Source organism: Priestia sp. P5_B4, from assembly GCF_056400385.1.
Window position 1 is genome coordinate 1 of sequence record NZ_JBFULJ010000486.1, and the last position, 2,846, is coordinate 2,846.

The window sequence follows — 2,846 nt, forward strand, 5'->3', positions numbered from 1 at the left end:
CATATGTACATGTCGCAACGAATGCTTCTTTTACGCTTTTTTGGTCCCAAAGTAGCGTGTCATCTAAGTCGAAAAATACCGCTTTAATCATGGATGTGTGTACCCCCTACTGTTTTTGAAAAAGTTTAACTATTCTTACACTAGATTACAAGGATACACACAATAAGTCTAGTGTATTTGCGATTTATTCTGTAAATTTATTTTTATCAAGCGTCCTCTTTACAAACAAATTTACAGAAATAAAAACAGCTGATATAATCACAGCATGTATGTATGCAGGAGGTTTTATATGGAATCGTTAGAAGAAATGTTCGGCATTCCCACCGTTCGTACAAGTAAGCGCTTAAGCAGAGTAGTTGCCGCACGCTTGCGCCCTTTTGGGATTACACCAGAACAGTGGACCGTTTTAAAACGCGTATCAGAAGCTGAATATAGTACGCAGAAACAATTAGCTGAACGAGCGGATAAAGATCAAGCGACGCTGACTAAAATTTTAGATTTACTAGAAAAACAAAATTGGATTCAGCGTATCAGAAATCCAGAAGATCGCCGCTCGTTTTTTATTCAAATAACAGAAGGTGGCCTGCGTTTAAAAACAGAAGTAACGCCTGCTGTGGAGCAGGTATTTTTCGAATTAACGTCCGAATTAAACGAGCAGCAGGTGAAAATTTATACCGAAACTTTACAAAAACTTGAATACCGCGCCGAACAATTGCTTCAAGACGCAGAAGACCTGCGTTAAATACCCAAAACCCCACAGCTAACATTCTGCGGGGTTTTACACGTAGTTGGCGATGCATAGCACTTCTTTGATTTTTGAAATCACTTGTTTGGTTTCATCTGTTAAAGAGGTGAATTTAAACGCGATGGATTCTGCATTTGGATTAATGAAGGGTTCTTTGTTCGTGTCTTTGCGGTAGTCTTCAATTTGTTCTAAACAATATTTTAAAATAAACGACAAGTTCGCACGTCGAAACCTCAAACTGACGGTAGAAGGCCATCTTTTTTGAAACTGATTGCTTCCCTCATACTGAATCGCTCCGATGTAGCGTTCTCCGGATAAAAAAGATTCTTTGCTTCGATATAGCTGAACGGTTTGGGCTGTTCCGCTCCAGTCAATATAAATACCTGCTGTTTCACAAACTTCGTATATGTAATGAAAAAGCTCCGTTACTTCTCCGAAATGGTAGTGAAGCGGATGTTTAGCCGTCATAGATAGCTCCCTCCTTTATCGACTTTCTACCATTATATTGTAGGAAAAGTAACTTATTCATTTATACAACTTATTTCATACGCATAAGCAGTAAAAATGAAAATATATGTTTTTTAGTTTACATAAAAATATTATAGGTAATTAGCGATACCCCGATTTTCGAAACGCGTCGTATACCGTATCTTCTTGAAGTTTTTCAAGATAAACGTTCGTTGTAGCAATAGAAGAATGCCCTACTACTTGCTTCACAACCGCAAGCGGAACGTCATTAGCTAAACTGTTTGTAATAAAGGTATGACGAAACCAATGAGGAGAAATAGACGCGTTTCCTTTTACTTTATAAACAGCTGATTTAATCGTTCGATACAACGTTGTATAGGATAATCGCTTCTTTTCGCCGGTACGATAGTACTCTTTAATGGAGTAAAAAAGCGGTTCGGTGTCAAAAGGACTTAGTTCAGTGCTTTCATTTAACGCTTGCCGGTAAGTGAAAAGCGTTTCTTTCACATCATCAAACACGGGAATCGTTCGTTCTTTTTTTCCTTTACCAATCACATCTACAACCAAATTTCCGCGGCGGTCTTCCCGGAAGCTTCCCCAATTTAAACTCAGCAGTTCACTTGAACGCATTCCACTCATATACAAAAGCATTCCCATTAAGCGATTGCGCGCTTTGAATTCCTTTTCATGCTGACGAATGCGCACGACTGATTCTAATGCATTTATAATCACCTGGGCTTCGCGGTCGGTTAGTTCTCGGTACTCGGTGCGATTTTGTTTTTCCTTGTCGCTGTAATGTCCTTTTGCAATAGATGGTTTTTCAATCCACGTTGTATACAGCGAAGGATAAAAATGAGTAGCGTGTCCAAACTCTAGCATTCTTCTAAAAAATTCTAGCTTTCTTGCAGCGGTGCGATTGGCATATTGATTCATCATTTCTTCATTAAATAATTTGACTTCCATAAATCCAATCGATTTTAATGTAATCTCTCGTTCGTAGAAAAAAGACAGAATCGTTTTCATGTCTTGATTGTAAGATCTGATCGTATGAGGAGAAAGTGATTTTTTGATAATACGCATTGAAAAAAAGAGCTGAATAAACTCTTCATCTGAAACGTGCTTCAAATTCAAATTGTTATCTTCATCTAACAGCTCTGCCTCTTCCCACTGCTCTTTTAGCTGGCGAAACGAATTTTTCACAGGCGACAATTCAAATTCTTCCATTTTACCCCTCCTAATGATTAAAAACAAAGGTACCCCTTTCAAGTGATCCAGAATGGAATATAACGATTTTTTATCAATTCGCAACAAATACCATTAAAAATTTTTAAAAACCTCTCAAAACCTAATTTAAAAAGCCTGTTTTTAAAGATTTTAATAAAAACATCCATTATATGTAAAATTAATTCTATTTTCTGCTTATTTCTCTACTTTATCATATGAACGCTTGATAAGGAAGAGTTATCTTGCGTTATTTTGGTAAAGGATTTTGATTGTGTTAGACAGCAATGTTTTGGGAACACCAGTAGGAGTTTAGGTAATAATTGGAGGTGCCGAATTTGGATAATCAGAAAAGTAGATTGACGTCATCAGAAATTACAAGTTTATGGGTACAATACATCCAAGACACCAT

At 37.1% G+C, this 2,846-nt stretch carries 3 protein-coding genes and 1 pseudogene; 1 reads left to right on the forward strand and 3 read right to left on the reverse strand.

Translation table 11 applies throughout. The annotated features are described in order from the left end of the window. Positions 1 to 91: pseudogene (locus AC1DRF_RS21710) on the reverse strand (HAD family hydrolase); the annotation flags it as partial. 198 nt (positions 92 to 289) lie between these two features. Here AC1DRF_RS21710 and AC1DRF_RS21715 point away from each other — a divergent pair. Then, positions 290 to 742, forward strand: a complete 453-nt coding sequence (locus AC1DRF_RS21715; protein ID WP_427076448.1) for a MarR family winged helix-turn-helix transcriptional regulator — start codon at positions 290 to 292, stop codon at positions 740 to 742. Positions 743 to 778: 36 nt separating this feature from the next. Here AC1DRF_RS21715 and AC1DRF_RS21720 read toward each other — a convergent pair whose 3' ends face one another. Continuing rightward, positions 779 to 1,213: a hypothetical protein gene (locus AC1DRF_RS21720; RefSeq protein WP_013083346.1), complete on the reverse strand. Its 435-nt coding sequence runs from the start codon at positions 1,211 to 1,213 to the stop codon at positions 779 to 781. Between the two features lie 141 nt (positions 1,214 to 1,354). Further along, the gene (locus tag AC1DRF_RS21725; RefSeq protein ID WP_427076447.1) at positions 1,355 to 2,437 is read right to left on the reverse strand and encodes a tyrosine-type recombinase/integrase; all 1,083 of its coding nucleotides are present in this window, start codon (positions 2,435 to 2,437) and stop codon (positions 1,355 to 1,357) included. Positions 2,438 to 2,846: the final 409 nt, after the last annotated feature.

Coding starts and splice junctions, on each gene's coding strand:
- AC1DRF_RS21715 (WP_427076448.1), top strand. CDS start 290: ATGGAATCGTTAGAAGAAATGTTCGGCATTCCCACCGTTCGTACAAGT.
- AC1DRF_RS21720 (WP_013083346.1), bottom strand. CDS start 1,213: ATGACGGCTAAACATCCGCTTCACTACCATTTCGGAGAAGTAACGGAG.
- AC1DRF_RS21725 (WP_427076447.1), bottom strand. CDS start 2,437: ATGGAAGAATTTGAATTGTCGCCTGTGAAAAATTCGTTTCGCCAGCTA.